The sequence below is a fragment of the Mycobacterium sp. 1245805.9 genome (genome assembly GCF_001672915.1).
GTDB lineage: Bacteria > Actinomycetota > Actinomycetes > Mycobacteriales > Mycobacteriaceae > Mycobacterium.
The window spans coordinates 39,312-62,332 of record NZ_LZKR01000072.1 but is presented as its reverse complement, the minus strand read 5'-3'; the positions used below and the strand labels follow the sequence as shown (position 1 = coordinate 62,332).

At 68.2% G+C, this 23,021-nt stretch carries 19 protein-coding genes and 1 pseudogene; 3 read left to right on the top strand and 17 right to left on the bottom strand.

Annotated elements, in window-relative coordinates:
- Positions 1-205 precede the first annotated feature (205 nt).
- Positions 206-1,195 (top strand): annotated as a pseudogene (locus A9X00_RS11015) (hypothetical protein); the annotation flags it as partial.
- Here A9X00_RS11015 and A9X00_RS11010 read toward each other — a convergent pair.
- The 16 genes from A9X00_RS11010 to A9X00_RS10935 form a co-directional block, all read right to left on the bottom strand.
- Positions 1,178-1,861, bottom strand: coding sequence for a class I SAM-dependent methyltransferase (locus tag A9X00_RS11010; protein ID WP_067152799.1), 684 nt, complete (start codon positions 1,859-1,861; stop codon positions 1,178-1,180). The pseudogene A9X00_RS11015 and the gene A9X00_RS11010 sit on opposite strands and share 18 nt — an antisense overlap.
- A gap of 8 nt (positions 1,862-1,869) precedes the next feature.
- A complete protein-coding gene (locus tag A9X00_RS11005; RefSeq protein WP_067152797.1) occupies positions 1,870-2,973 on the bottom strand; it encodes a glycosyltransferase family 4 protein in 1,104 nt (367 codons plus the stop codon).
- Positions 2,970-4,412, bottom strand: coding sequence for an O-antigen ligase family protein (locus A9X00_RS11000; RefSeq protein WP_369830740.1), 1,443 nt, complete (start codon positions 4,410-4,412; stop codon positions 2,970-2,972). The genes A9X00_RS11005 and A9X00_RS11000 overlap by 4 nt, the downstream gene beginning before the upstream one ends.
- A gap of 32 nt (positions 4,413-4,444) precedes the next feature.
- Positions 4,445-6,004 (bottom strand): polysaccharide biosynthesis tyrosine autokinase, encoded by a 1,560-nt coding sequence (locus A9X00_RS10995; protein WP_067152793.1) that lies wholly within the window; start codon positions 6,002-6,004, stop codon positions 4,445-4,447.
- A gap of 3 nt (positions 6,005-6,007) precedes the next feature.
- A complete protein-coding gene (locus A9X00_RS10990) occupies positions 6,008-7,123 on the bottom strand; it encodes a glycosyltransferase family 4 protein (RefSeq protein ID WP_082975052.1) in 1,116 nt (371 codons plus the stop codon).
- A complete protein-coding gene (locus A9X00_RS10985; RefSeq protein ID WP_067152791.1) occupies positions 7,120-8,217 on the bottom strand; it encodes a class I SAM-dependent methyltransferase in 1,098 nt (365 codons plus the stop codon). The genes A9X00_RS10990 and A9X00_RS10985 overlap by 4 nt, the downstream gene beginning before the upstream one ends.
- Positions 8,214-9,455, bottom strand: a complete 1,242-nt coding sequence (locus A9X00_RS10980) for a class I SAM-dependent methyltransferase (RefSeq protein WP_067152789.1) — start codon at positions 9,453-9,455, stop codon at positions 8,214-8,216. Before A9X00_RS10980 ends, A9X00_RS10985 begins: the two co-directional genes overlap by 4 nt.
- The gene (locus A9X00_RS10975; protein ID WP_067152788.1) at positions 9,436-10,887 is read right to left on the bottom strand and encodes a hypothetical protein; all 1,452 of its coding nucleotides are present in this window, start codon (positions 10,885-10,887) and stop codon (positions 9,436-9,438) included. The genes A9X00_RS10980 and A9X00_RS10975 overlap by 20 nt, the downstream gene beginning before the upstream one ends.
- Entirely contained in the window at positions 10,884-12,896 is a 2,013-nt protein-coding gene (locus A9X00_RS10970; RefSeq protein ID WP_067152785.1) for a glycosyltransferase, read from the bottom strand. The genes A9X00_RS10975 and A9X00_RS10970 overlap by 4 nt, the downstream gene beginning before the upstream one ends.
- Positions 12,893-14,383 (bottom strand): oligosaccharide flippase family protein, encoded by a 1,491-nt coding sequence (locus tag A9X00_RS10965; RefSeq protein ID WP_067152783.1) that lies wholly within the window; start codon positions 14,381-14,383, stop codon positions 12,893-12,895. The genes A9X00_RS10970 and A9X00_RS10965 overlap by 4 nt, the downstream gene beginning before the upstream one ends.
- Complete coding sequence (locus A9X00_RS10960) at positions 14,383-15,885, bottom strand: sugar transferase (RefSeq protein WP_082975050.1); 1,503 nt, start codon at positions 15,883-15,885, stop codon at positions 14,383-14,385. Before A9X00_RS10960 ends, A9X00_RS10965 begins: the two co-directional genes overlap by 1 nt.
- Positions 15,886-15,938: 53 nt before the next feature.
- Entirely contained in the window at positions 15,939-16,496 is a 558-nt protein-coding gene (gene rfbC / locus A9X00_RS10955; RefSeq protein WP_067152781.1) for a dTDP-4-dehydrorhamnose 3,5-epimerase, read from the bottom strand.
- Positions 16,493-17,539, bottom strand: a complete 1,047-nt coding sequence (locus tag A9X00_RS10950) for an NAD(P)-dependent oxidoreductase (protein WP_067152779.1) — start codon at positions 17,537-17,539, stop codon at positions 16,493-16,495. Before A9X00_RS10950 ends, rfbC begins: the two co-directional genes overlap by 4 nt.
- Positions 17,540-17,560: 21 nt before the next feature.
- Positions 17,561-18,223, bottom strand: coding sequence for a PIG-L deacetylase family protein (locus tag A9X00_RS10945; protein WP_067152777.1), 663 nt, complete (start codon positions 18,221-18,223; stop codon positions 17,561-17,563).
- On the bottom strand, positions 18,220-19,050 hold the full coding sequence (locus A9X00_RS10940) for a glucose-1-phosphate cytidylyltransferase (protein ID WP_067152775.1): 831 nt from the start codon (positions 19,048-19,050) through the stop codon (positions 18,220-18,222). Before A9X00_RS10940 ends, A9X00_RS10945 begins: the two co-directional genes overlap by 4 nt.
- 115 nt (positions 19,051-19,165) lie before the next feature.
- Positions 19,166-20,398 (bottom strand): PPE family protein, encoded by a 1,233-nt coding sequence (locus tag A9X00_RS10935; protein WP_067152773.1) that lies wholly within the window; start codon positions 20,396-20,398, stop codon positions 19,166-19,168.
- Between the two features lie 483 nt (positions 20,399-20,881).
- Here A9X00_RS10935 and A9X00_RS10930 point away from each other — a divergent pair, with 483 nt between their 5' ends.
- The gene (locus A9X00_RS10930; protein ID WP_067152771.1) at positions 20,882-21,559 is read left to right on the top strand and encodes a TetR/AcrR family transcriptional regulator; all 678 of its coding nucleotides are present in this window, start codon (positions 20,882-20,884) and stop codon (positions 21,557-21,559) included.
- 132 nt (positions 21,560-21,691) lie between these two features.
- On the top strand, positions 21,692-22,420 hold the full coding sequence (locus A9X00_RS10925) for a TetR/AcrR family transcriptional regulator (RefSeq protein WP_067152769.1): 729 nt from the start codon (positions 21,692-21,694) through the stop codon (positions 22,418-22,420).
- Here the strand turns inward: A9X00_RS10925 and A9X00_RS10920 are convergent.
- A complete protein-coding gene (locus tag A9X00_RS10920; RefSeq protein WP_067152768.1) occupies positions 22,417-22,974 on the bottom strand; it encodes a serine acetyltransferase in 558 nt (185 codons plus the stop codon). The genes A9X00_RS10925 and A9X00_RS10920 overlap by 4 nt on opposite strands.
- Between the last annotated feature and the right edge of the window lie 47 nt (positions 22,975-23,021).

Below are 23,021 nucleotides of genomic sequence, written 5' to 3'. Positions count from 1 at the left end.
CGGTGGTGGTGGGGGGGGGGGTCGTCCCGAGCGTTTTATTACATCCTTGTGGGCGGGGGGGGGGGGGTGTTTTAAAAAAAGCCCCCGTCCCCGGCCCCGCGGGGGGGGGGGGGGGGACGTCACGCGGCTCGGCGGGGGGCCCCTGGCCGTAACCCCGGGGGGGGGGGGGGGGGGGGGGGGGGGCCCTCCCCCCCCGGGGGGGGGGGGGGCCGGGGCCCCGCCCCCCGACGACAGCGTGGGAATGCTGGGGTACTACAGCCAGTTTCGTGACCAGAGCATCACCAAGGCGTCGATTCAGCAGCTGGTCGCCGCGAACGTCAACGCCTTCCCCCACACGCAATTGGTGGTCACCCCACAGAATCCCGAGATCGTGCGCGAGCTGCTGACCGACGACGTCACGAAGAAACTGTCGGCGCCGGTGGGGATCCGCGCGGATTGCCTCGGTGTCTATGCACCGATACAGACCTGGGCCGAGTCGAACGACTCCTACTACGTGAAGACGAACGATCCGGTCGTCAACGCGCTCAAGCAGCGGCTCACGTCGGCGCCGGTGATCACCGAGTGGTGCCAGCTGCCGAACGGGACCGACCCGCGGTCCTATTACGAGAAGGCCCTGCACGACGTCATCAGGTATCACGTGTCGATGACGTCGAGCGCCAACTTCGCGGACCGCGACTCGACCTCGGCGATGGACCCCAAGCTGTATCTCTTGTGGGCGCAAGCCAATACGTTCGCCGGTTACCGGTATTCAGTCGAGGCGCGACCGGGATCGCAGTCGACAGACGGCAAGCTGGCCTCCATCTCCGTCGTCTGGACCAACTACGGCTCGGCGGCCACCACCGAGCAGTGGACGCCCGGCTACAAGCTGGTGGATTTCTCGGGGGCGGTGGTCCGCAGCCTGCCGGCGACGGTGAACCTCAAGTCGCTGGTTCACGACGATTCCAGCCAGTCACGCGAGGAGGCGGTTCCGTCGTCCGCGACCGAGACGGTCCGCATCGACGTGACGGGCTTGGCTCCGGGCCACTACACGCTGCGCGCGTCCGTGGACTGGCAACAGCACAAGCCCGGCGCCTCGCACGTGGTGAACTACGCTCCGATGGCGTTGGCACGCGACGGCCGGGACGGCTCCGGACTGTATCCGATTGCCACACTGGACATTCCGCGTGACTCGACCACGTCAGCGAACGGGCAGTGACGGCGCGGACTCGCCATTTCTGATCGCCACCAGCGACTTGACCAGGCCGGCGAACCGTTCGTACCAGATGACCGACGACGGGAAATACCGGCGCATCTGGGAAATGCCGATCAGCTCTATTTCGTCGACCTGATCCTGCGCCGCCTCGCGGCTGTGGGTCCGGATGTGGCCGCGGTTCCAATGCATCGATACCTGGACCCGCGCCTCGTAGGGCAACCATTGGATGCCGGGGAAGAGCCAGTGCGGTTCGATCGGAAAATAGCGGTAAGGCGTTTGTACCCAGTGCCGGTCGGCCAGGGCGTGAATGTTGTCAGCCAGTCGTTGCCGCTGCACATGGCCGCCCACGTGCTCGAGCAGCGAATTGGAGAACACCAGATCGAAGCGCTCCCGGGCGACCGAGCTGGGAAGCTCGCATGCGTCGCCCACGACCGCGATCATGTCCGGCCCCTCCGACTCGGCGGGCATCAGGTTGACCGTCACGACGGACTTGGGCCGCACCGGAGCGAGCCGCCATGACTCCGGCGTTCCACCCAGATCCAGCACCCGCATTTCCGACAACGACGGAAAGCAATTGCTGAAATGCTGCCATCGTCTGGCACGGGCGCGCCCGGACAGCGATCGGCTTGAATTGACGTCCGTTGCGGCGTCTCGCAGCCAGTTCGACATACCAACCCTCATACCTTGACTCGGTCGTAGCGCACGAGATCGCGCCATAGCAGGGCCAGCGACTCGTACCAGGGTCCCAGCCCAAAGTCGAGAACGCGGCTGCGTGCGGCCGTCCCCAATCGGTTTCGCAAGTCCTCGTCGGCGACGAGCGCCGTCAGCGCCTCGGCTATCTGTTCCGACGCACCGGGCCGCACCACGATGCCGGTGACGCCGTCGGTCACCGCTTCCCCGATGCTGCCGACCGACGTGGTCAGCGGCGCCAGCCCGTGCGCCATGGCCTCCAACAACGCCATCGGCAGGCCCTCGTCCCGGCTCGGCAGTAGGAAAACGTGTGCGGCCGAAAGCAGTTCGTCACGCGCGACCGGGTCCAGCCATCCCGCAACGTGAACCGTTTCGCCTACACCGCCCGCCGCGACCGCGGCGCGCACCTCGTCGACCTCACCGTCGCCGGCCAGGGTCACGCGCAGCCGGCTGCGAACCGTTGGGTCGAGCGCGCTTACCGCTGACACGATGTCGTAGCTGCCCTTGCGCGTGCCCATCCGGCCCAGCGCGACGGCGTGCACCTGTTCGACGCCCGATTGGTCGACCGCGGCCGGTGGAACCCGGACCGCGTTATGCAGCACGGTGATTCGATCACGGGGCAATCCCAGTCGGCTCGCGTACTCGTCGACGTGGCGCTCACCCAGGACCACCCAACGGTCGGCGGTGAGCATGCGGCGGACCGCGGTGCGCACCGGCGACGATTGCCGGTCGAACCAGCCGCCGAAGTCGTAGCTGTGCCCGTGCACCACCGCGGGCACGCCGGCGACCCGCGCCGCGCGCAACGGAACCGCCTTGCGCAGCACGCTGCCACCGTGCGCCAGGTTCACGTGCAACACGTCGGCACGACCGCGGATGAGCAACCAACTGGCCCAGAGCATTCCGCGGACCCCGACCATCAGCTTCACCCAGCGCGACCGGTCCACGTAGGTCGGCACCACGGTGACGCGGATCCGCTCGTCCGGGTGGGCCGCCATCAACGCGGCCACCGTCGCCATGCCGCCGCGGCTACTCTGTGCGGCCGGCGCCGGCCCTATCACCAGCACCCGCAACGGCCGTGGCCCCGTGGTCACTGCGGTGCCCCGGCCAGCATCGGGGACTCGGCCCCGCCGGCGACGCCGTCGGGGGCCGTGCCGGAACGCCGCCGCAGCCGGGCGAACGCCAGGGTCGCACCCAGCGCCATTCCCAGCGTCATGGCGTTGGCCGGGTCCTCCGGAAGTGGATCGACGATGGCCATCACCAGCAGGCCGGCGCTGACCGCCGCGCCGGCCTTGGCCGGCGCCGATGCGCTGCGAAACGCCTCGACCAACGGCGTGAGCGCGAACGTTGCAAACGCCGCCATGCCTACCGCCCCAGATTTGGCCAGCCACCACAGGTAGAAGTTGTGCGAATAGGTGGTGCCCAACGTGTTGGTGAATGCATCGGGATCCCTGCCGAACGGTTCTTGGTAGGCAAAACCCAGCCCATGCCCGAACACCGGCGCCTTGGCGATCGCGCGGTTGAGGTTGGCATCTTCGGCCAACCTGTCCAGGGTCGAAGAGTCCACGGCCAGCGCACTGCTCGACACGCCGCCCAGCACCCGGTGGCTGAACCCGTTGATTTGATCGTTCAACCACTCGCCCGCCGCGGAGTGCTGCAGCAGAAACAGCGCGCCGGGCACCGCCACCGCCAGAATCCCCGCGCCGGCGATGGTCAGTCTCGCCGCCCGCCGCAGGGACGCCCAGCTCACGGTGGCGAAAAACGCCACGGCGGCAGCCACTCCCACGGCTATCAGGGTGTTGCGGGAGAACGCCAAGACCGAAACGATCAACGCGGGCAAGCCCAGGGCGAGGTACCAAAAGGGCCTTATCCGACCGACGATCTGGGTCGCCACCAGCGCGGTGAGCACGGCGATCGCCGGCGTCAGGGTGGCGGTGATGACGCGGCTTGCGGTGTCACCCGTGTCCCCCTGCAGGCTTTCCAGCCGGCCGGCCAGCTTAAGGCCGCCCGAGGAACTCGCGACCGCCATGCCCGCCGAAAACCACAGGATGACAACCATCGCGTGGACCGACAGCTTTACGTGGCCGCCGTACACGATCAGCATGGCCAGCACGAACCCGGCGACCATTTCCAGCAGAAAGGTTGTCTCCCGCAGGATTACCGCGGCGGGATGCCCCATCGCGAAGCCGACCGCCGCGAAGTAGGCCACCGTCAGCGCGAACATGCCGGGCAGTAGGTACTCGGACAACCGCAATCGCACGGCCGGGAGGAGGAAGCCGATGGCCATCACCAGCACGATATGAGCGAGATAGATGGTCACGGGGCCGACCACCTTGCCGATGTGCAACCCGTCCGGCAGCGCGGCGAACCCCAAGAACAGCGCCACTCCGATCATCATCTCCGGCCTGATCCAATACACCACCAAGCAGAACGACAGGCCGATCAGGAGCATCCCCTGGGTGGTGTTGCGCACCGCCAGCACCCCAAACGCGAAGCAGCCGAACAGGAATGCCGCGAGGATGACGCCGGACATCACCAACCGGTGACGACTTCGCAGATACAGGATCACGTCCGGGAGCCCACTTTGGTCCGGTAGGTCCGGGCCGCGGCCCGGGCGTGGCGGGGTATCCGGGCATCGGTCAGCACCGTGCCGACGATGTCGGCACCGGCCGCGCGCAGCGCGGTCAACGCGTCGGTGAGTTCGTCCTCGGTGGTGCGGCCCGCTCGGACCACCAGCACCATGGTGCGGACCGCAGCGCCCAGTAGTCCGGCGTCGGCCGTGGCCAGCACCGGTGGACCGTCGATCACGGTCCGGTCAAAGGTGGCCGACACGTCCTGCAGCACCTTGTCGAGAACCTCGGGCAGGTATGCGCTGCACGGCTGCGTGTCCCGGCGGACCGCTCGTGCCGCCAGGATGAACAGCTTCGGAATCGGAGTCGGCTTGACGGCCTCCGGCGCGATGTCGGGGTCGGCCAACGCGTTCGCCAGCCCCTCCCCGGAATCGACCTTCAGCAGGCCGGCGATAACCGGTCGGCGGGTGTCGCCCTCGACCAGCAGGGCCTCTTCGCCGGATTCGGCGAATGCCCGCGCCAGGTTCAGCGCGGTCGTCGTGGTGCCCTCGCCCCCGAACGGCGCCGTCAGCAGCACCCGGCGCGTTCCCGGTGGCATCGCCCGCAGCAGGCGCGCCCGCAACCCGCGGACCGCGTCGTCGAATGAGATGTCCGTGCCGAATCGCGGTGCGCTGCCGCGCTTTCCGGGGAGCTCGGCCAACGTCGGCAGCTCGGAGATCCGCTCCAGCTTGGCGCGGTCGCGCACGGTGCGGTCGGCGGCCTCGCGCGTCAGCGCCACACCGGTACCCAGCAGCAGACCCGCGACAAGTCCCATCGCCATGTTGCGCACCGGCACGGGTTGGATGGGGCTATCCGGTACGCCCGGCTGCTCCACGATGGTGGCCCGGGCGATCGGGGTGTTGGGGGCGGCCGCGGGTGGCACCGGCTGGGGTTGCGCCGGCTGCGGCGGTGCGGCCGGCGGTTCCGCGGACGGGGTGGTCTCGCCGGGGGGTTGCGTCGCGGGCTGGCCGTCGGCGTCCTGCGCGGGCGCCTGGGGCGGGGGTCCTTGCGTTGCGGGCGCGGGCGGCGGCGGCGCCTGCGGCGGTGAGCTGTTCACCAGTGCGACCGGGTCCTTCGGGTTCGCACCGAGGGCGCCGACCATCCCGGTGAACGTGTCCGCCATCGCCTTCGCCAGTGCCGCAGCACGATTCGGATCGGTGTCCCTGACCGAGATGGTGAACATCGTCGACTTCGGGATGTACTCCACGTGGGTCTCGCCCGCCAGTACGTCCGGGCTGATCGGGAGACGGAACTGGGTGACCGCGCGCTGCGCCGCGGCGTGGCCGCCGGCTATCGCCGCATAGGACGACAGGCGTTCCTGGGCGGCCTGCGTTCCCGAGTACACCTGGGTCAGGTCGGTTTCACCCGTGAACGAGATGAGGATGGTGGCCGAGGACTGGTAGAGCTTGGTCTGCAACACCGTAATGGCCGCGGCCCCCGCCAGGCACGCCAGCAGGGCGCCGACGAACAGCTTCCAGTGGGTTGTCAGCGTTCGGACGAAAGTTCGAAAATCCATCGGCTAAAACCTTTCCCGGCGCCGGCCGGCGCCCTCGAGCTCACGCACCCCGTGCGGCGGGTGCGTGACCACGACCCCTGTGAGAATATCCAGCATGCGGTCGGCGACCCGGTCGACGCTGAAGCGCTCCGCGTAGTGGCGCGCCGCCTCGGCACCGAGGCGCGCCGCGGTGGCCGGGTCCGCCAGCCTGTCGAACGCGGCGGCCAGCCCCGCGACGTCGTCGGCATCGACCGTCGGGCCGCCCGGCGGCTGGTATTCCGGCAGCCCGCCGCTGGTGGAGACGATCGGCATCACGCCCAGCTGCATCGACAGCACCTGCACCCCGCTCTGCGAGGCGCGCCGGTAGTGGGCTACGGAACCTTTTGCCGCAGAGAGTGTCTCGACGACGTCGGCGTAGCGGTACGTGCCGGAGCACCACCGCGCGTGTTGCGGCAGCTGGGTGCTTCGCAGGGCGATCGGCCCGTCGCCGATGAGCACCAGGTCGTCGCCGCGCCAGCCCTCGCCGGTCACGTGTCGTTGCCAGGCCTGCAGCACCACGTCGATGTTCTTGTACGGGTTGAGCCGGCCCATCATCACGAAATCGCGGCGTCCCTCGGCGTGGACCGGCGGCGGCACGAGGTCCACGTCGAGGTCGCTGGTGAGCGGCAAGACGTGCACGGGCGTCCGGGCGACGTCGCGCCGGGTGCCGATGGCTTCCGCGACGTAGTCGCTGTAGGTGACGGTCGCCGCCGAGCGGGCGCCCCAGCGGTCGAATACCGCACGCTCGTAGGCCGGCCGCCGTTCGACGGCGTCGTGGGGACTGTCGTCGTGGACCAGCTGCACCCGGGGCACGCCGCCGGCCATCGCCATCCAGCGCGGGTCGCGGACCAGCTCGGTGATCACCACCTGCGGCCGGTAGTCGCGGATGCGGCGCCACGCGGCAACGCTGGACGGCCACGTCGCGGCCGTGCGGAACCGCGGATCGAGCACCAGCTCGTACTCGCGGGCGGCGTCCGACTCGGGGTGCAGGTCGGAGGTCACCAGCAAGACGTCGGCGCCCCGCCGTCGCAGCGCCTCGGCCTGAATGCGGGCCAGCGGCCGCATCCATGGCGAAAGCCAAAGCACCCGAATGGGATTCATAGCAGCGCCCGGCTCCCGCCCGCGCCGGGGTCCACCGACCAGCGGCCGTCCAGTTCGGGATACGCCCGGCGGACCTCGTCGTACAGATCCGGCAGGGTCAGCATGACGCGATCGGGCGCGGCCGCGATGAGCTCCTCCGGTGAGATGATCCCGACGTCGGTCCCCGGAATCCGGCGCCCGTGCTTCGCCGGCGACGCGTCGGCCACGGCGCGCAGGAGCCGCCGGTCGACCCCGGCGATGCTGAACAACGAGACGACGCGCGATCCGGCGCCATATCCGTACACCGTGCGCCGGTCGCACGCCTGCTCCACCAGCCAGTCGCGCAGCTGCGCGGCGTGGCGCTCGGCGGCGCACTGCAGGCTGCGCACGACCGCCGCCTCGGTGATGCCGACGTTTTGCTCGCGCCGCAGGATTTCCCTGGCGCGCCCGTCGGGCTGCACGTCGCCGTGCACGGCGGCGACCAACACGGTGCCGCCGTAGAGATCGAACTCCCACGCCGAGGCGACGCTCATGCCGGCCGCGCCGAGCAGCCTGGTCAACGCGGTCAGCGAATAGTAGGCGAAGTGACCGTGGCGCAACGCATTCCATTGGCCCTCGGTCACGATCGTCAACATCGAGTGGAACTGCAGCAGCAGCACGCCGTCGGGCGCGGTGGCCTCCGCGCGCAGTTGGAAGGCAAGCCGTTGGTCCGGCTCGTGCATGATGCCGAACGAGTCGAGCACGACGTCGGCGCGCTCGGCCTCGGTGAAACCGCGCTCCGCCAGCAGCGGGACCCATGTTCCGCCGTGCGGGCTGCCGAATTCGCGTACGGTGGCGCCGCGCAGCCAGCCCGCGTCGGCGACGCGCCGGACGGCATCGGCCGCCTGGTCGCGCAGGGCCTGCGGCTCGATGCCGCGCGGCTCGGCGGCCGCCGTGTCGTCGTGTGCGAGCTGGGCCAGGCCGCAGTTGTCGCAGAGGTCCATCGCGAGCGGATGCGACGACTCCTCGGGGCGCACGGGTTCCGCGGCCGGGGGAAACTCGTCGCCAGCCGGCACGGTCCCCAGGTCAAGGACCGGTCGCAGATCGGTGCCACCGCACCCCCGGCAGGTGCTCATCGGCGCACGCTATCAATTTCCGCGGCGTGCAGGGTCGGAAGCGGAAAGACAAGCTGGCCGCCCCACTCGGCGATGTAATGGAGTTGGTCGGTCAGCTCCGGTTCGAGGTTCCACGGCAACACCAGCACCACATCCGGGCGGTCCTCTGCGATGCGCTCGGGTTCGTGGATGGGGATCCGGGTGCCCGGGGTGAAGCGGCCGTGCTTGTACGGGTTGCGATCGACGGTGTATTCGAGCAGGTCGGTTCGGATCCCGCAATAGTTGAGCAGCGTGTTGCCCTTGCCCGGCGCCCCGTAGCCGACCACGCGCTTGTCCTCGGCGCGGCACTGCAGCAAGAAGCGGAGCAGGTCGTGCCGGATCGCCTCCGCGCGCGGCCGCAGTTGCAAATAGCCGTCGGCGCGGTGCAGTCCCGCCGCCTCCTCGGCGCGCATCACCTTCTCCACCCGTTCGGTCGGCCGCGAGGCGATCTCCGCCGAACGGGCCCAGATGCGCATCGACCCGCCGTGGGTGGGCAGCAGCTCGACGTCGACCACGGCGAGCCCGGAGGTGGCCAGCGCGCAGATCGCCGAGAACAGCGTGTAGTACTGGAAGTGCTCGTGATAGATCGTGTCGAACTGCCCGAGCCGCACCAGGTTCAGCGCGTGGTGCACCTCGATGCTCAGCCAGCCGTCGTCGTCCATCAGCCTGCGCAGCGAGCGGGTGAAGCCGCGCAGATCGGGGATGTGCGCGTAGACATTGTTGGCGACGACGAGGTTGGCCGGCCCGTATTCCTCACGAACGTGCGCCGCCGTCTTCTCGTCCAGAAACGCCGTCAGCGTGGGGATGTTGCGCGCGCGGGCGGCGGCGCCGACGTTCTCGGACGGCTCGATTCCCAGGCACGGCACTCCAGCCGCGACCACGTGCTGCAGCAGGTAGCCGTCATTGCTGGCGACCTCGACCACCCGCGATTGCGGGCCGAGCCCGAGCCGCTGGACGGCTTCGTCGACGAAGAGCTTGGCGTGCTGGACCCAGCTGTCCGAATACGAAGCGAAGTAAGCGTATTCGGTGAAGGTGTCCTCGGGCGTGATCAGCGCCGGTATCTGCAACAGCAGGCAGTCCTCGCACAACCGCAGGTGTAGCGGGAAGGTCTGCTCCGCGAGGTCGAGTTCCTCGGCGGTGAGGAATTTCTCGCACGGCGGAGTGGCGCCCAGGTCCACGATGCTGAGCAGGCGCTCCGAGTCACACAACCGGCAAAGCATATGGCTCCCAATTCTCTGTGCTGCTGGATGTTTCGGTGGGCTGGGCGTCCAGCGCGAGGCGTCGCGCCCGGCGCCGGGTGCTGTCATGAATGAGCTTGCCCAGGCCGTTCTGGTACAGCCAGAGGCTGTTCTGCTGACCGGAGAAGGACTCCTCTCCGGCCATCGCGCCCCAGGGCAAAAACCCGCTGCCCAGCCCGACCGCAAAGACACCCGGGACCGGCGTGCCGGAATCGGCCAGCAGCCGCGCGTTCGCGTCGACCGACGGGCCGGTCCGCGCCACCGGCACTCGCGCGCCGCGCGCGTCGAAAATGGGCGGCGCCGCAAGGCGATACCCCAGGGCCGGAATGATCAGGTCGCAGTCGGTCAGCAGGCCCAGCAGGTCCGCGCGGGACAGGCCGCCCATCGGCAGGGCCACCGCGCGGTCATCCGGCTCGGTGCCGGGCTTGCCGTGCATGCGCCGCCACACCTCGCGGCCGTCGCCCTGCAACCCGCCGAGCCGATGCACGCGCCCGGTGGCCGCGCACACGTCGGATTCCGAGAACTCGTAAAAGTCGACATGGGCCGCGGCGCGCGACGGATACGTGGGCCGAGGCTCGCTGCGGTGCAGGATCTGCACGCCGCGGGGACCGAAACTCAACCCCGGAATTCGTTCCAGCAGCATCCATGCCGCCGAAAACGCGCTGTGCGAACCGCCCAGGACGACCACGCGCGGGCTGCCCTGCGCACGCGCCAGACGCCGCGCCACCTCCTGTGCGCCGCCACGGCTGAGGAGCCGGTGGCTGGACACGATCTTCTCGCGCCAGTGCCCGAGGTGGACGCCGGGCGTGACCTCGATCTCGGACCACGACGCGTTCGGCCGCCCGCCGATCGCGACCACCGCGCTGGCGCCGCGGACGACCGCGCGCCGCCCATCGGCGTCCGCGGTGAATACCGCGACCGAGCCGTCGCCCTGCAGCCGGATTGCCTGGGCGCGAGTGCCGGTGCAGGCGCGGCTATTCGGATGGCGGTCGAACTCGGCGAGGATGGCGGCGCCGACGCGCCGCTCGAAACGATCGACCAGTTCCAGGGTGGGGTGCCCGGCGCGGAAGCGTTCCAGTTCTTGCGCAACGGGATCGACCCTCACGTCGGCCAGAAACGGTGAGCAATCCGGGCCGTCCAGGCATTCCAGGAAGGAGGTGCCGCGCGAGTCGGCGTTCAGCGCGTAGCGGCCGAGCGTCCCGCCCAGCCCGTCGGCCTGCTCCACCAGCGCGACGCCGCCGTCCAGCCACGCGTCCAGCCGACCGTGCCGCGCCGCCCACACCAGCGCGCCGGTACCGGCCGGCCCGCCACCCAGGATCACCGTTTCGTAGACTCGCGTCGGCTCGGTGGTGGTCGGCCGTTGGCCAAGTTTGTTGCGGCGGGCCGATTTCCACGTCAGTCTCAATGCGCTCACAACACGGCCTCGATGGCTTCGAGATAATCGTCGGCCATCGCCTCCACCGTGTAGTGCAGGCGCATCCGCTCATGGCCGCGCTGCCCCATCGAAGGTAGGGCGCCGGGGTCGGCCAGAATCTCGGCGAGGCATTCGCGCCACGCGGGCACGGAGACGGGCTCGACGACAAAACCCGCTTTGCCGAAGTCCAACATCTCGGGAACGGCGCAAATCGCCGACGCCGCAACCGGTACCGCCCGGGCCATCGCCTCGAGAATCGCCAGCGGGAACGCCTCGGAGCGGCTGGGAACGCACAGCAGATCGGCCTCGGCCAGTGCGGGCCCGGGCCCGGGCGACCAGCCGCGCCAGTGCACGCGGTCGCGCAGCGCGTCGGGGGTGCCCGCCTGCAGCCGCTCCCGATCGGGTCCGTCGCCGAATATCGAGAGCTCCCAGGGCATGTCGGTCAGGCCGCCGAGCGCCTCGATCAGCAGCTGCGGGTTCTTGTGCTCGACGATGCGCGAGAGCATCACCAACCGCACCGGCTCGCCGGCGGCCCGGGCCCGCGGCTTCGGCTCATCGGTTGGGGCCACGCCGTTGGGCGCGACGAACCGGCGTTCGCCGAGCCGGTGTTGCGCGGTGAGCATGTCCCAATGACGGTGTGCCAGAACGATAAACCCGTCGCTGCGCCGCATCGCTGCGGCCAGCGCCCGCGAGTAGATCGGGCGGTCGGGCTCCGGCGGAACGTGCGGTGCGACCAGCCAGCGCCGGTCGCGCCCGGCCGCGCGCCACAGGGTGGCAAAGCCCGTCTCGGTGTTGGTGTCGCCGCTGATCAGCACCGCCGGGCCGGCGGGGACGTCGACGGCCGGCGCCCACCAGGGCTGTCGCAGCACGCGCACGGTGTGCGGGATCTCTCTGATCAGTGGCCCGAACCGTTGCATGCAGGCGATCGTGACCGGGTAGCCGCGGCGATCCAATTCGGCTGCCAAGAGCGCTTTTTGGCGCTCCGCTCCGCCGTACACCAGCCGGTTGGTGGTGATCACGATCGCGGGCTTGCCGGTGCGGCGGGCCGCGATGGCGCGCTTGTGTGCGTCGCGCTTTGACCGCTGTACCCGTTCCAGCAGAGTGGTACCGGCCAGGTAGATGTCGGCGCGATGAACCCCGCGCTGATGTTCGAGCAGCAGTGCGGCGTTAGCGCGCGACAAGTCTCGGTTGCGGCGGCGTTCGTGGGGCGAGACTTCTGCGCCATGCGTGGAACCGGGCTCGGCGGCGTTCTGCACGGCCGCGGGATTGCCGTGATCGATGGCAAGTTCGTCGGCCAGCAGGACGCGCCAGCCCGCGCCGGTGGCGCGCGCCTGCCAGTCGGCTTCCTCCCCGAAGAGGAAGAATTCCTCGTCGAAGCCGCCGATTTCGTCCCAGGCCGCGCGGTTGATCGCCAGGCACGCGCCACCTATGTAGCCGTCGATGCTTTGCGATTCGGCGGGCTGACGGGCATACAGGTGTGATATCGGCGTGCCCCGCAGCAGGTCCGAATAGCCCGCGGCGGCGACCAGCGCCCGGCCGAGCGTCCGGCGCCGCGTCGCGATGTCCCACCGCGCGGGGCCGGGCGCCCCGTCGTCGCGCACCAGGGGAGACACCGCGGCCACCTTGGTCTGGTGCAGCAGTTCCCGGGTCCGGGTGAGCGGCCCCTGCAATCGTGCATCGGCGTTCAACAGCAGCAGGTCGGCGTCGGGCGGCGTGTGCTCCACCAAGGCGTTGAACGCCGCCGCGAAGCCGAGATTGACCGGGCCCAGCACCCAGTGCACCTCGGGGTGCCGGGCCGCCAGCTCTTCGCGACCGGGATAGGTGTCGCCGCTGTTCTCGTATATGTACACGGGCAGTCCCGGCAGGTGTTCGGCGACGCTCGCCAGACACTGCTCGACCAGGTCGTGGCTCTTGTACGTCACGATCAGCACCACCAGCGGCCGCTCGGACCTGGTGGACGCGCGGCCGACGGGACGTTTCAGATACGCCCGGTGCAATTCCTGCGTCATGGCATCACCCGTTTCTGGCGTAGCTCGGTCAGCGTTGACCAGGTGAGGGGGCCGGCCGCCGCGCTGGTCGTCAGGTAGGCGGCCGCGGCCGCGGCCACGATCAGGACCACGTGGTGACCCGACAACAACAGCGCGACCGCCACGGAGGCCGCGGTGGGAGCCAGCAGCCGAAGCGCGAAACTGACCGGTGCGCGATAGCCGCACTCCCGGCGCAGCCACCAGGTGGCGACGGCCATGCCGAACAGCTCGGTGCCCACCAACGCGAGGCCGGCCCCGACCGCGCCGAACGGCCGGTCGAGGACCACGTTCAGGACGACGTTGACCGCCAGGGTGGCGATGGACAAGTGGAACAGAAACTTCTGCTGGTGGGCGGCGAACAGGCCCTGGCCCAGGGTGCCGGTGACGAAACGCAATGCCACGGCGACGAATAGCAGCGCGAGGGTGGGACCGCCGCGCCCGACGAACTCCCGATCGCCGAACAATTCGATCAGCGGTCGGGCCAGCAACGCGCCGATGATGGCCAGCGGGACACCCGCGAAGTACATCAGCTCGACACAGCGCCGCAGGAACTTGGCAAACGCTTCGACGTCGCGCGAGAACAGTTCGGTGGCGGTCGACAGCGTCGCCTTGAGGAAGAACATCGAGACGACCAGGGTGTTGAACGCGACCGTGTAGGCCAGTCCGTACACCCCGACCTCGGAATGTGTGCTCACCTTCGACAGGATGACGCCGTCGGTGCGCCAGTACAGGATGCCGACTACCGCGACACCGATGGGAAATGCGCTCTCTCGCAACAGGTCCGCGACCTCGCGGGGCGCGAAGATCGGCCGCAGTGAGATGTGCCTCGCGGCCGCGGCGCCCTGGATCAGCAGCTGCAGGGCCGGCGGGATGAGCTGCGCGACCGCGAACCACACGACGTCGGCCCGCGTGGCCACCAGGTAGCTGACCATCGCCAGCGTGCCCATCCGGCCCGCGATATCCGACATCGCCACGGCCGAGAAGCGCACGGTCGCAAGAAATACCGGTTCGAACCGCGTGGACATCGTGAACATCAGCAGCTGGCCCGATAACACCACGAGCATGACCCGCACGTTGTGGTCGTGATAGAGCAGCAGGCCGGAACCGGCGGTGAGCGCCGCCAGCGGAACGCAATACATCAAAGACAGCCCGCTGTTGACGCGGACGAGTCGTTCCAGGTCGCCCGTTCCCGAGGTGACGCGGCGCACGATGACGGTGCCGATGCCGAGATCGGCCAGGCTGGCCCACATCCCGACGAAGGCGACCGCGATGATGAGCTGGCCGTAGCGCCCGGGACCGAGGTAGCGGGCGGTCATCGCCACCGAGACGACCGAGGCAAGCATGCCCAGTGCCCGGCAGATCAGCTGGACGGAAAATGCGCGCGCGATGCGCGACTGCCGTACCACAGGGGAGGCCGGTGCCGTCGGCGTCGGCGTCGGCGTCGGCTCAATTATGGTGTCGCGCGCCATCAATAGGCTCCGTCGCTGCTCAGCACGGCCTTGAGTGTGCGGGCGATGATCATCAGGTCGCCCGCCATCGACCAGTTGTCGACGTAGGACAGATCGAGCCGAACCGAGTCCTCCCAGGAGAGGTCCGACCGGCCACTGACCTGCCAGAGCCCGGTCACCCCCGGCTTCACCAGCAGCCGCCGCTTGACCTCGCCGTCGTAGTTCTCGACCTCGCGCCGCAGCGGTGGCCGCGGTCCGACGACGCTCATGTCTTGCTTGAGCACGTTGATGAACTGCGGCAGCTCGTCGATGCTGAATCGGCGCAGTACCTTTCCGACCGAAGTCACCCGCGGGTCCTGGCGGATCTTGAAGAGCATGCCGCCGGCGCCCTCGTTGAGCGGAAGCAGGCGCTCGACCTGGGTGTCGGCGCCATCCACCATCGTCCGGAACTTGAGCATGGTGAAGGGCTTGCCGTCCAACCCGATGCGCTCGGCGCGGTAGAAGACCGGTCCCTTGCTCGTCGCTTTGATGCACACGGCCGCGGCGACCAGAAGCGGCGACGTTCCGATGATCGCGGCCAGCGCAAAGCAGAAGTCGAAGGCCCGCTTCTGAAACCGTTGCGTGCCTTCGTATTGCGGCTTCTCCACGTGCAGCAGCGGAAAACCGGCGATCGGCTTCAGGGCCAGCCGGGCCCCGGCCACGTCCACCACCCCGGGTGAGACCACGAGGTCGACGTCCATCGTTTCCAGCCGCCACATCAGGTCCCGGATCCCATGCACCCCGAAGTGTTCGGTCCGCGTCACCGCCACCGTGTCGGCCCCGCAACGCGAGATCGCGGCGATCGCATTGGTTTCGTCCCCGAGGATCGCGATCTCGTGGCCTTGAATCGTCAGCGTTTCGCCGCGAGCCGGCCCGTAACCCGGGATGCACACGCCGACCACCACGTACCCGTCGTTCGGGTTGCGGATCAGCTCGCGGGCAAGATGTGAAACGCCCGGCCGGTCTCCGATGGCCAATACCATCGTCTGGTACTCGCCGAGCGCCCGCTGGTGCCACACATGCTTTCGCCACAAATTGCGGCCCGCCAGCAGTCCGAGGGTGCCGACGGGTAGCGCGACCGCCAGATAACCGCGGGCCAGCTCGATTTTGGCGAGCAGCGTGACGATCGCGATGAACCCGAACGTCCAGAACGAGGCGCTGGCGATGCGCCGGTATTCGTCGATTCCGGCGCCGATGATCCGGGTCGACCGGGTTTGGAACATCGCCATGGACGAAAGCCACAGTGCGGCAAACAGTACCGAGAAGATGGTCATGACCTGGCCGGGGTATCCCGACGTGTTCGGCGTGTCCCCGAACCGCACGATTTGAGCGAGCGCGACCGCGGCGCAGACGATCACCGAGTCGCAGATGCGCAGACGCGCCGAGTACTTCTGCTGCCATCGCGAAACCTTGGCGTCAACCGTTTTCGCGGGCTGCGCGTGAAGCAGCGATGGGCCGGTGTCGGCTCGAAGCGTCGTCGTCATGCTTGTCTCCCGGCCGACCTATCCCCGGTGGTCTCGGACCAGGCGAGGCGGCGTCATGACGCCTCGCTTTCGGCTGGTGGTGCCTCCTGAAGAGCGGGCCAGCTGGCGTCCTTCTCCGACATGACGGTCACCGGCAGCGGCCACTTGATGCCGAATTCGGTTTCGTCCCAGCGAAACCCCTCTTCGCTTTCGGGCGCATAGGGGCCGCTGACCTGGTACATGACCTCGGTGTCGTCGGTCAGCGTCTGGAAGCCGTGCAACACGTATGGCGGCAGGAACAGGGCCCGGCGGTTCTCCGCGCTCAGCTCCACCATCACGTGCTTGCCGTAGGTCTGCGATTCGGGCCGGACGTCGACGGCGACGTCGGCAATCGCGCCGCGCACGCAGCGCACCAGTTTGGCCTCGGCGTGCGGGGGCGCCTGTCGGTGCAGGCCGCGGATCGTCCCCCGGGTGTAGTTGAAGCACAGGTTTGTTTGTGCCACTTCGGAAATCAGACCGTAGGTCAGGAATTCGTCAGCGCAGAAGGATCGAGAGAAGAAGCCGCGATGGTCGCGATGGGGTTCGATGTCGATGATCGTCACCCCGGCGACACTCGTGGGCGTGTACTTCACTGAGTCTCCTTCCAGAACAGTCGCTGATCCACCTGCCCGGTCTTGAGCAGATATTCGATTTGCTTGAGGCGGGTGTGGCCGCGGCCGTGGAATGTCTCGGGATCCATTGCGATGTTCTGGAAGACGCGGTGCAGCTGCGCCGCCCCGGCCGCGACGTCCCACTCGGCGCGGAAGTCCGGGAAGACCTCGCGGATCTTGCCGAACGCCACCCGGTAGCTGCGGTTGTCCGCGTTGGGCGGGCCGAAGGTGAGTTCGCAGCCGGGGAACTCGGCGCTGACGGTCTCCGCGATTTCGCGCACGGTGCGGTTGTTTTCGTCGCTGCCGACGTTGACCACCAGCTGGTGCACCGTCTGCCGATCGGCGCGCAGCGCGCACCGGATGGCCTGCGCGATGTCGAGGGCGTGCACCAGCGGCCGCCACGGGGTGCCGTCGCTGGTCATCGCGATGCGGTGTTCGGTCCAGGCGTACCCGGCCAGGTTGTTCAGCACGATGTCGAAGCGCATCCGCGGCGAGGCGCCGAATGCCGTCGCGTTGCGCAGGAACGACGGCGAAAAGTCTTCGTCGGCCATCGCGGTGAGGTCCCGTTCGACCAGAGCCTTGCATTTGGCGTAGGGGGTCAGCGGGTTGATGGCGCTGGTCTCATCGACCGTCCCGTCGGCGATCCCGTACACGCTGCACGACGACATGTAGACGAACCGGCCGACGCCGGCGCGCTTGGCGCACTCGGCCAAATGCACACTGCCGAGGTGGTTTATCTCGAACGTGACGTCGCCGATCAGGTCGCCGATCGGGTCGTTGCTCAGCTCCGCCATATGCACGATCGCATCGAACCCGCGCAGGTCCGCGACGGTCACGTCGCGAATGTCCTTGATGAGAGTCAGCGGCGCCACCCCGTGGGTGCTTCCGGCGAGCGGGCCCGGGCACAGCCAACCGGCCCGGTAGTACCCAGTGTCCAGGCCGACGACGTCGTGGCCGTCCGCGACTAGCAGCGGCGCGAGGAGGCAACCCAGGTAGCCCTCGGTGCCGGTGACCAGCACTCGCATGGTGTCGTCCCTCCCGCAGAGTCAGTTGAATGAACGAGCGTCGAAGGGGCGCACGACCGCCTTCTCGGCCACGAAGGCTTCGGCGTAGCGCGCCCGGCACTGGACGCCCCGGACCCGCATCAGGCCGAGGAACGCCTCGTCGTCGAACCAGTCGCGGCCGGCTTGCGACGGGTACGACTGCGCGAGCAACTGCGCCTTGCGATGGGCTATCTCGCCCGGAATGTCCACGTACACACTGGGATTCGGCAAGTCGGACTCCCATTTGAGGATCTCGTAGCCCAGCACCAGGTGCGCACGAAACTCGGTCGGGATGAGTTCGGCGACCACGCGATGGTCCTGGTGGTAGTCGTGGCGGTGTGGCCCGATCACCAGATCGGGCTGGCAGTCCCGCCGGAACTCGGCGAGGTAGCCCTTCACCGCCCCCCAGTTGTCCGGCAGCCGGCCGTCGGGCAGATCACCCACCGTCAGCCGGACCTCCGAGTGCGGGAACAGCGCCGCGAAGGCGCTCTTTTCCTCGATCTCGCGTTCCGTGCCCGCGCCGGTCAGCACCAGGGCGTGCACGACGACACCCGGATTGTGGTCGGCGATCTGCAGCAGGGTGGCGCCGGCACCGATGACGATGTCGTCGCAGTGCGCCCCGATGACGGCAATCGAGTTGATTGCGCCCGTGTCCAGCTGCGTCATGCCGAACGTCTCGCGTGGCGTCCCATCGACGCCGGTACTGCGGCCACCCGGTGCCGTTGCTCCCACACCATCCACGGGCGGTTTCCCGCGTTGTAGTCGGCGTCGAGTTCCGCGCGTTCCTTGAACGTGTCGGCCGGTTTCCAGAAGCCGTCGTGCCGGTAGCCCAGGAGCCGGCCGGTGCCCGCGAGCGCCATGCAGGCGTCGCCGACGAGGTCGCCGTTTTCCGGGATGAGGTCGAAGACCTCCTGGGTCAGGACGAAGTAGCCCCCGTTCACCCAGATCGGAAACTTGGCGATCGGCGCGATCTCTTTGATGTCGCCGTCGGCGCTGACATCCACGCAGTGGAAGGACGACTGGGGCGGCACGACCAGCATGGAGGCGGCCGCGCCGCTCGTCTTCAGCCGGTTGACCATGGTGTCGAGCGGCGCGTCGGTCAGCACATCGGCGTAGTTGGCCAGGAAGTACTGGTCGTCGCCGAGGTACTTGCGCACCCGCCGCAGCCGCTCCCCGATCGGCGATTCCAGCCCGGTGTCGACGAACGTAATGCTCCAGTCGGACATGTCGGAATCGAGCAGCTCGATCTGACCGGCACGCATGACGAAGTCGTTGGACTCCATCTCGCGGTAGTTGAGGAAGAAATCCTTGACCATCGCCTGCCCGTAGCCCAGGCACAGGATGAACTCCTTGTGCCCGTAGTGGGCGTAGTAGCGCATCACATGCCACAGCAGCGGTCGGGGCCCGACCATCTGCAGGGGCTTGGGAACCTGGTCGCCTTCGGCGGTCCGCATCCGCATGCCGTAACCGCCGCAGAACAGCACAACCTTCATGACACCAATCCCTTCGACGAGCCGAGACCGAACATCCGCCCAACGGGCGAAAAAGATACTTCTGGTATTTCGTGCCGTGGGCCGGATCCGGCTTGCGCGGGCACCCTCGCGGCGGTCATACGATCGCCGCCCCATAGCCGCCGGATGGCGGTTGTGCCATCACGGTCGGTATCTGGCCGTACCGCGGACCCGGCGCCTGGCGTCCCACGCCGGCGCCTGGCAGACCGCCCAGCATGCTCGGCGGCAGGTTCCCGATGCCGCCGGGACCGCCGACGTTGGGCAATACCGCGCCCGCGCTGGTCAGGTGCGCGGTGGGGATCACGCTGGTCCAGCTGGCCGGGACTGACAGGGACCCGAGTGCCCCCGCTTGGCCCATCGCGCCCGCTACGCTCGCACCGAGTGCGTCGGCGGCGCCGGCGGCCGCGCCGGCTGCGTCCGCGGCCGCTTGCCCGGCCACATCGGCGACACCCTGGGCCGCGGTGGTCGCTATCCCCTGCATGGTCTGGGCCATGCCGAGCACGCTGGACAACCCGTACAACGGAGTCACGGCCAACATCAGATAGCTGGGGAGCAGGCTTGGCAGGTTGCTTTCGAAGTCGCTCATGAAGCTCGACAGCGAGAAGCCGCTCGCCGCGGAACTGAGCTCACTGAGCAGCGTCCCCCCGGGCGTTGTCGTAGCGGCGGCGCTCGCCGAGGCGGGCGAAGCCAGGCTCTGCAGCATCGAGGACATCGCGGACATCAAGCTGTTCAGGGAGAACTGCTCCGTCGCGGAACCAGCGGTCTGGGCTACTGCGGCCGACTGCGCTGCGACCCCGGAGGGGTCGGCGACCTCTGGCGCAGAAGTGAAGGGTGTCAGCTCCGCGGCCATCGCCGAATTGGCGGCGTATTCGTACATCGCCACGGCGTCTTGGGCCCACATCTCGGCGTATTGGGCCTCGTTGGCCGCGATCGCCGGCAAATTCTGACCGAAGAAGTTGGTGGCGATCAGCGACGCCAGTTGAACCCGGTTGGCGATGACCGCCTGCGGTGGCACGGTCGCGGCCCAGGCCGCGTCATATATTTCGGCGGCAAGCCTGGCCTGACCGGCCGCCTCCGCGGCCCGCCCGGCGGCTCCAGCCGTCCATGCGACGTACGGCCCGAACGCGGATGCCATGGTCAGCGACGAGGGACCCAGCCACCGCCCGACCGTCAGGCCCGAGATGATCGACCGGTACGCGGCCGCGGCGGAATGCAGTTCGGTGGCCAGATCGTCCCAGGCCACCGCGGCCGCTATCAGCGACCCCGGCCCGGGGCCGGCGTACATCCTCGTGGAGTTGATCTCCGGTGGGAGGGCGCCAAAATCGATCATTTCGAACGGTCCCTGCCCGTCGGCGAAGTGACGAACGACACACGTCGTCCGAGGTCCGCGCGGGTCGCCCGGAGCCGTGGTTGGCGCGCCGAGCGAAGCGCGCAGCGCTCCCGCGGCCCGCAAAAAACGCGCTGACCAGGCGAAGAAACTGAGGACCACATAGATGTCGATTCTACATACTTTTAGTTCGGAGTGCACCATCATCACGAACTGAAAGTATTTGCGAGTTCGTCAACGCGACCCGCTGCGTTGAATGCCGCGGGGCGACCCCCGACTGCTAACCTCAAAGACGGCCCATATGCCGCCCGAGACACGCCGGTGAGTGCTGGCCCTGGAAACCGAGGTGTGTGCCCTACTCGAGGAAGGCATCGAGAACGTGGAAGCGATCGATCCGGGCCACGGCGCAGGCTTCGGAATGATCACCCGCCTTGCTCACGCAGCAGCGTGGTCGACCCGCACCAGACAGCTGAGTCCCCGGCTCCGATGACCACCCACTCGACCGATGGACGCGCGGACGCGACGCGGCGACAGATTTTGCGGGCCGCGTCGCATCAGTTCGCCCGGCGGGCCTATCACGACGTCGGCCTGGACGACATCCTCGCGGAAGCGGAGCTGACGAAGGGGGCCATGTATTTCCACTTCCGTTCCAAGCACGCGCTGGCCGTGGCGATCATCGAGAGGCAGACGGCCGCGGGAAACGTCGCGGTTGAAGAACTGCTGACCCGCGGACTTTCGGGCCTGGAGACCCTCATCGACTTCTCGTATCTGATCGCCGTCGGGGATATCAAGACCGACGGGGTCAGGGCGGGGCTGAACCTGCTCGAGTCGGTCGGCCGGTCCGAGGGACTGCAGAAGAAGCTGTTGGAGGAGTGGGCCAAAGCCCTGGCGGGAGTCGTCGAGCAGGCCATCGCCGAGGGCGACATCAACGGCGACTGTGACCCGCAGGACGTGGGACGCCTGATCGTCTCGCTGCACATGGGGCTGCGACAGATCAGCAACATGGAGGAACCGGAGCAGTTCTTGCAACACCTCGAGAAGTGCTGGCTGCTGCTGCTGACCGGGATCCTGCAGGCGGAGCGCATCGACTACTTCCGCCAATTCCTCAGGCGCCGTGCGGCACTCGCGATCACCTCCGCCTCGACGGGCGCGGATTCTGGATAGCGCCATGTGCAGGTCGCGCGATCGGGCCCGCGGGTGCGTGGCTGTTACGCTTACCCCTCCGGCCGAGAGGCTGGTGCAGGGGTCGAGATCCGCGTCTGGGGACATCGACGGAACTCCGGAGGTGTAGACGCGATGGCGCGCCAGGTTCGATCGGAAGCCACCCGGCGAAAGATCCTCGATGCGGCGATAGACGTCTTCGCCGACGTCGGGTACGCCGCGGCCGGGTGGAACACGATCATCGAGCGGACCGGCATGACCAAGGGGGCGCTCTACCACCACTTCGATTCGAAGGAATCGCTGGCCTCCGCCATCATCGAAGAGGGTTCGGAGACAATACTTGTCGCCTTCCGCAACGTGTGCGGATCGTCGTCGCCGGCGCTCGAGAACATGATCCACGGCACCTTCACGATCGCCAACATGCTGAGCATCGACAAGACCGCCCGCGCCGCCGAGCAATTGACGGCTGCTCTCACCGGATTCAACGAGGCGGCCATGCGCTTCTGCGCGAACATGGTCGAACTGATGGCGGCTCAGGCGCAGCGGGCGGCCGCCGAAGGAGATGTGCGCCAGGATCTCGACCCGGTGGTCATCAGCGAGTCGATCGTCGGCGCCATGTTCGGAACGCGTTTGCTGTACAACGCGATGGCGGCCAAGGGCTTGTCGGGGCGCGATGCGGGTCCGGCCATCGACGGCGGTCTGGCCCCCCACACCAACCAATTCTGGGAGCTCATGCTGGCGGGCATCGTCACGGAGGCGTCGCTACCTTACTTCCGCGAATTTCTCAGGCGCGAGGCGCTGCGGCATGGACCGCCCGCCGGATCATCCCAGGGGGAGGTCGTGGCGGTCCCCGAGGTCGGCTAAGCGTTCGCGACTGCGGTACTTCGGGAATCCACCGTAATGATCCGGGCGGGGGCGCCGGCCACCACCGCATCGTCGGGCACCGGCTGGGTCACGACGGCGCCGGCCAGGATGGAGGCGCGGTCGCCCACCTGGACATCGCCGAGCACCATAGCCATGGGATAAATCCACACGCCGTCGCCGATTACGGGGACCTTCCCCCGGTTTTCCCCGATGGAGACGCCGTGGTGGATGTTGCAGTTCGCACCTATGCGCGCCTTGTGGTGGATCCACAGGGCGCCCGGATGTGCCAGCCGAAGGCCTGGACCGCATACGTTTCGCGGGACATACAGCCCGAGTCGTTCGCCGAGGAGCTTCGTCCGCAGTCTCAACCAGAATGCGATGGCGTGGCCCATCGGTGTGTGGGCGGTGTTCGTCCAGTACTCGGATTTTCGCAGCATCCGCTGGAAATAGGCGGGGCGTTCCAAGAGCTGATAGCGGAACTTCCAACGCTCTAGGCCGTGCGCCCTCAAGTCCGCCGCCAGATACATTCTCAGGTCCTCCCGAGTCCTGATCATGGCAGTGAGGATACTCTAGGTATCGGCAGCAGGATAGAACCATACGT

Excerpts from the sequence above, each read along its gene's own strand:
- A9X00_RS10940 (WP_067152775.1), bottom strand. The coding sequence starts at position 19,050 with ATGAAGGTTGTGCTGTTCTGCGGCGGTTACGGCATGCGGATGCGGACC.
- A9X00_RS10960 (WP_082975050.1), bottom strand. The coding sequence starts at position 15,885 with ATGACGACGACGCTTCGAGCCGACACCGGCCCATCGCTGCTTCACGCG.
- A9X00_RS11010 (WP_067152799.1), bottom strand. The coding sequence starts at position 1,861 with ATGTCGAACTGGCTGCGAGACGCCGCAACGGACGTCAATTCAAGCCGA.
- A9X00_RS10945 (WP_067152777.1), bottom strand. The coding sequence starts at position 18,223 with ATGACGCAGCTGGACACGGGCGCAATCAACTCGATTGCCGTCATCGGG.
- A9X00_RS10930 (WP_067152771.1), top strand. The coding sequence starts at position 20,882 with ATGACCACCCACTCGACCGATGGACGCGCGGACGCGACGCGGCGACAG.
- A9X00_RS10950 (WP_067152779.1), bottom strand. The coding sequence starts at position 17,539 with ATGCGAGTGCTGGTCACCGGCACCGAGGGCTACCTGGGTTGCCTCCTC.
- A9X00_RS10925 (WP_067152769.1), top strand. The coding sequence starts at position 21,692 with ATGGCGCGCCAGGTTCGATCGGAAGCCACCCGGCGAAAGATCCTCGAT.
- A9X00_RS10985 (WP_067152791.1), bottom strand. The coding sequence starts at position 8,217 with ATGAGCACCTGCCGGGGGTGCGGTGGCACCGATCTGCGACCGGTCCTT.
- A9X00_RS10970 (WP_067152785.1), bottom strand. The coding sequence starts at position 12,896 with ATGACGCAGGAATTGCACCGGGCGTATCTGAAACGTCCCGTCGGCCGC.
- A9X00_RS11000 (WP_369830740.1), bottom strand. The coding sequence starts at position 4,412 with ATGTCCGGCGTCATCCTCGCGGCATTCCTGTTCGGCTGCTTCGCGTTT.
- A9X00_RS10995 (WP_067152793.1), bottom strand. The coding sequence starts at position 6,004 with ATGGATTTTCGAACTTTCGTCCGAACGCTGACAACCCACTGGAAGCTG.
- A9X00_RS10980 (WP_067152789.1), bottom strand. The coding sequence starts at position 9,455 with ATGCTTTGCCGGTTGTGTGACTCGGAGCGCCTGCTCAGCATCGTGGAC.
- A9X00_RS10935 (WP_067152773.1), bottom strand. The coding sequence starts at position 20,398 with ATGATCGATTTTGGCGCCCTCCCACCGGAGATCAACTCCACGAGGATG.
- A9X00_RS10990 (WP_082975052.1), bottom strand. The coding sequence starts at position 7,123 with ATGAATCCCATTCGGGTGCTTTGGCTTTCGCCATGGATGCGGCCGCTG.
- A9X00_RS10965 (WP_067152783.1), bottom strand. The coding sequence starts at position 14,383 with ATGGCGCGCGACACCATAATTGAGCCGACGCCGACGCCGACGCCGACG.
- A9X00_RS10920 (WP_067152768.1), bottom strand. The coding sequence starts at position 22,974 with ATGATCAGGACTCGGGAGGACCTGAGAATGTATCTGGCGGCGGACTTG.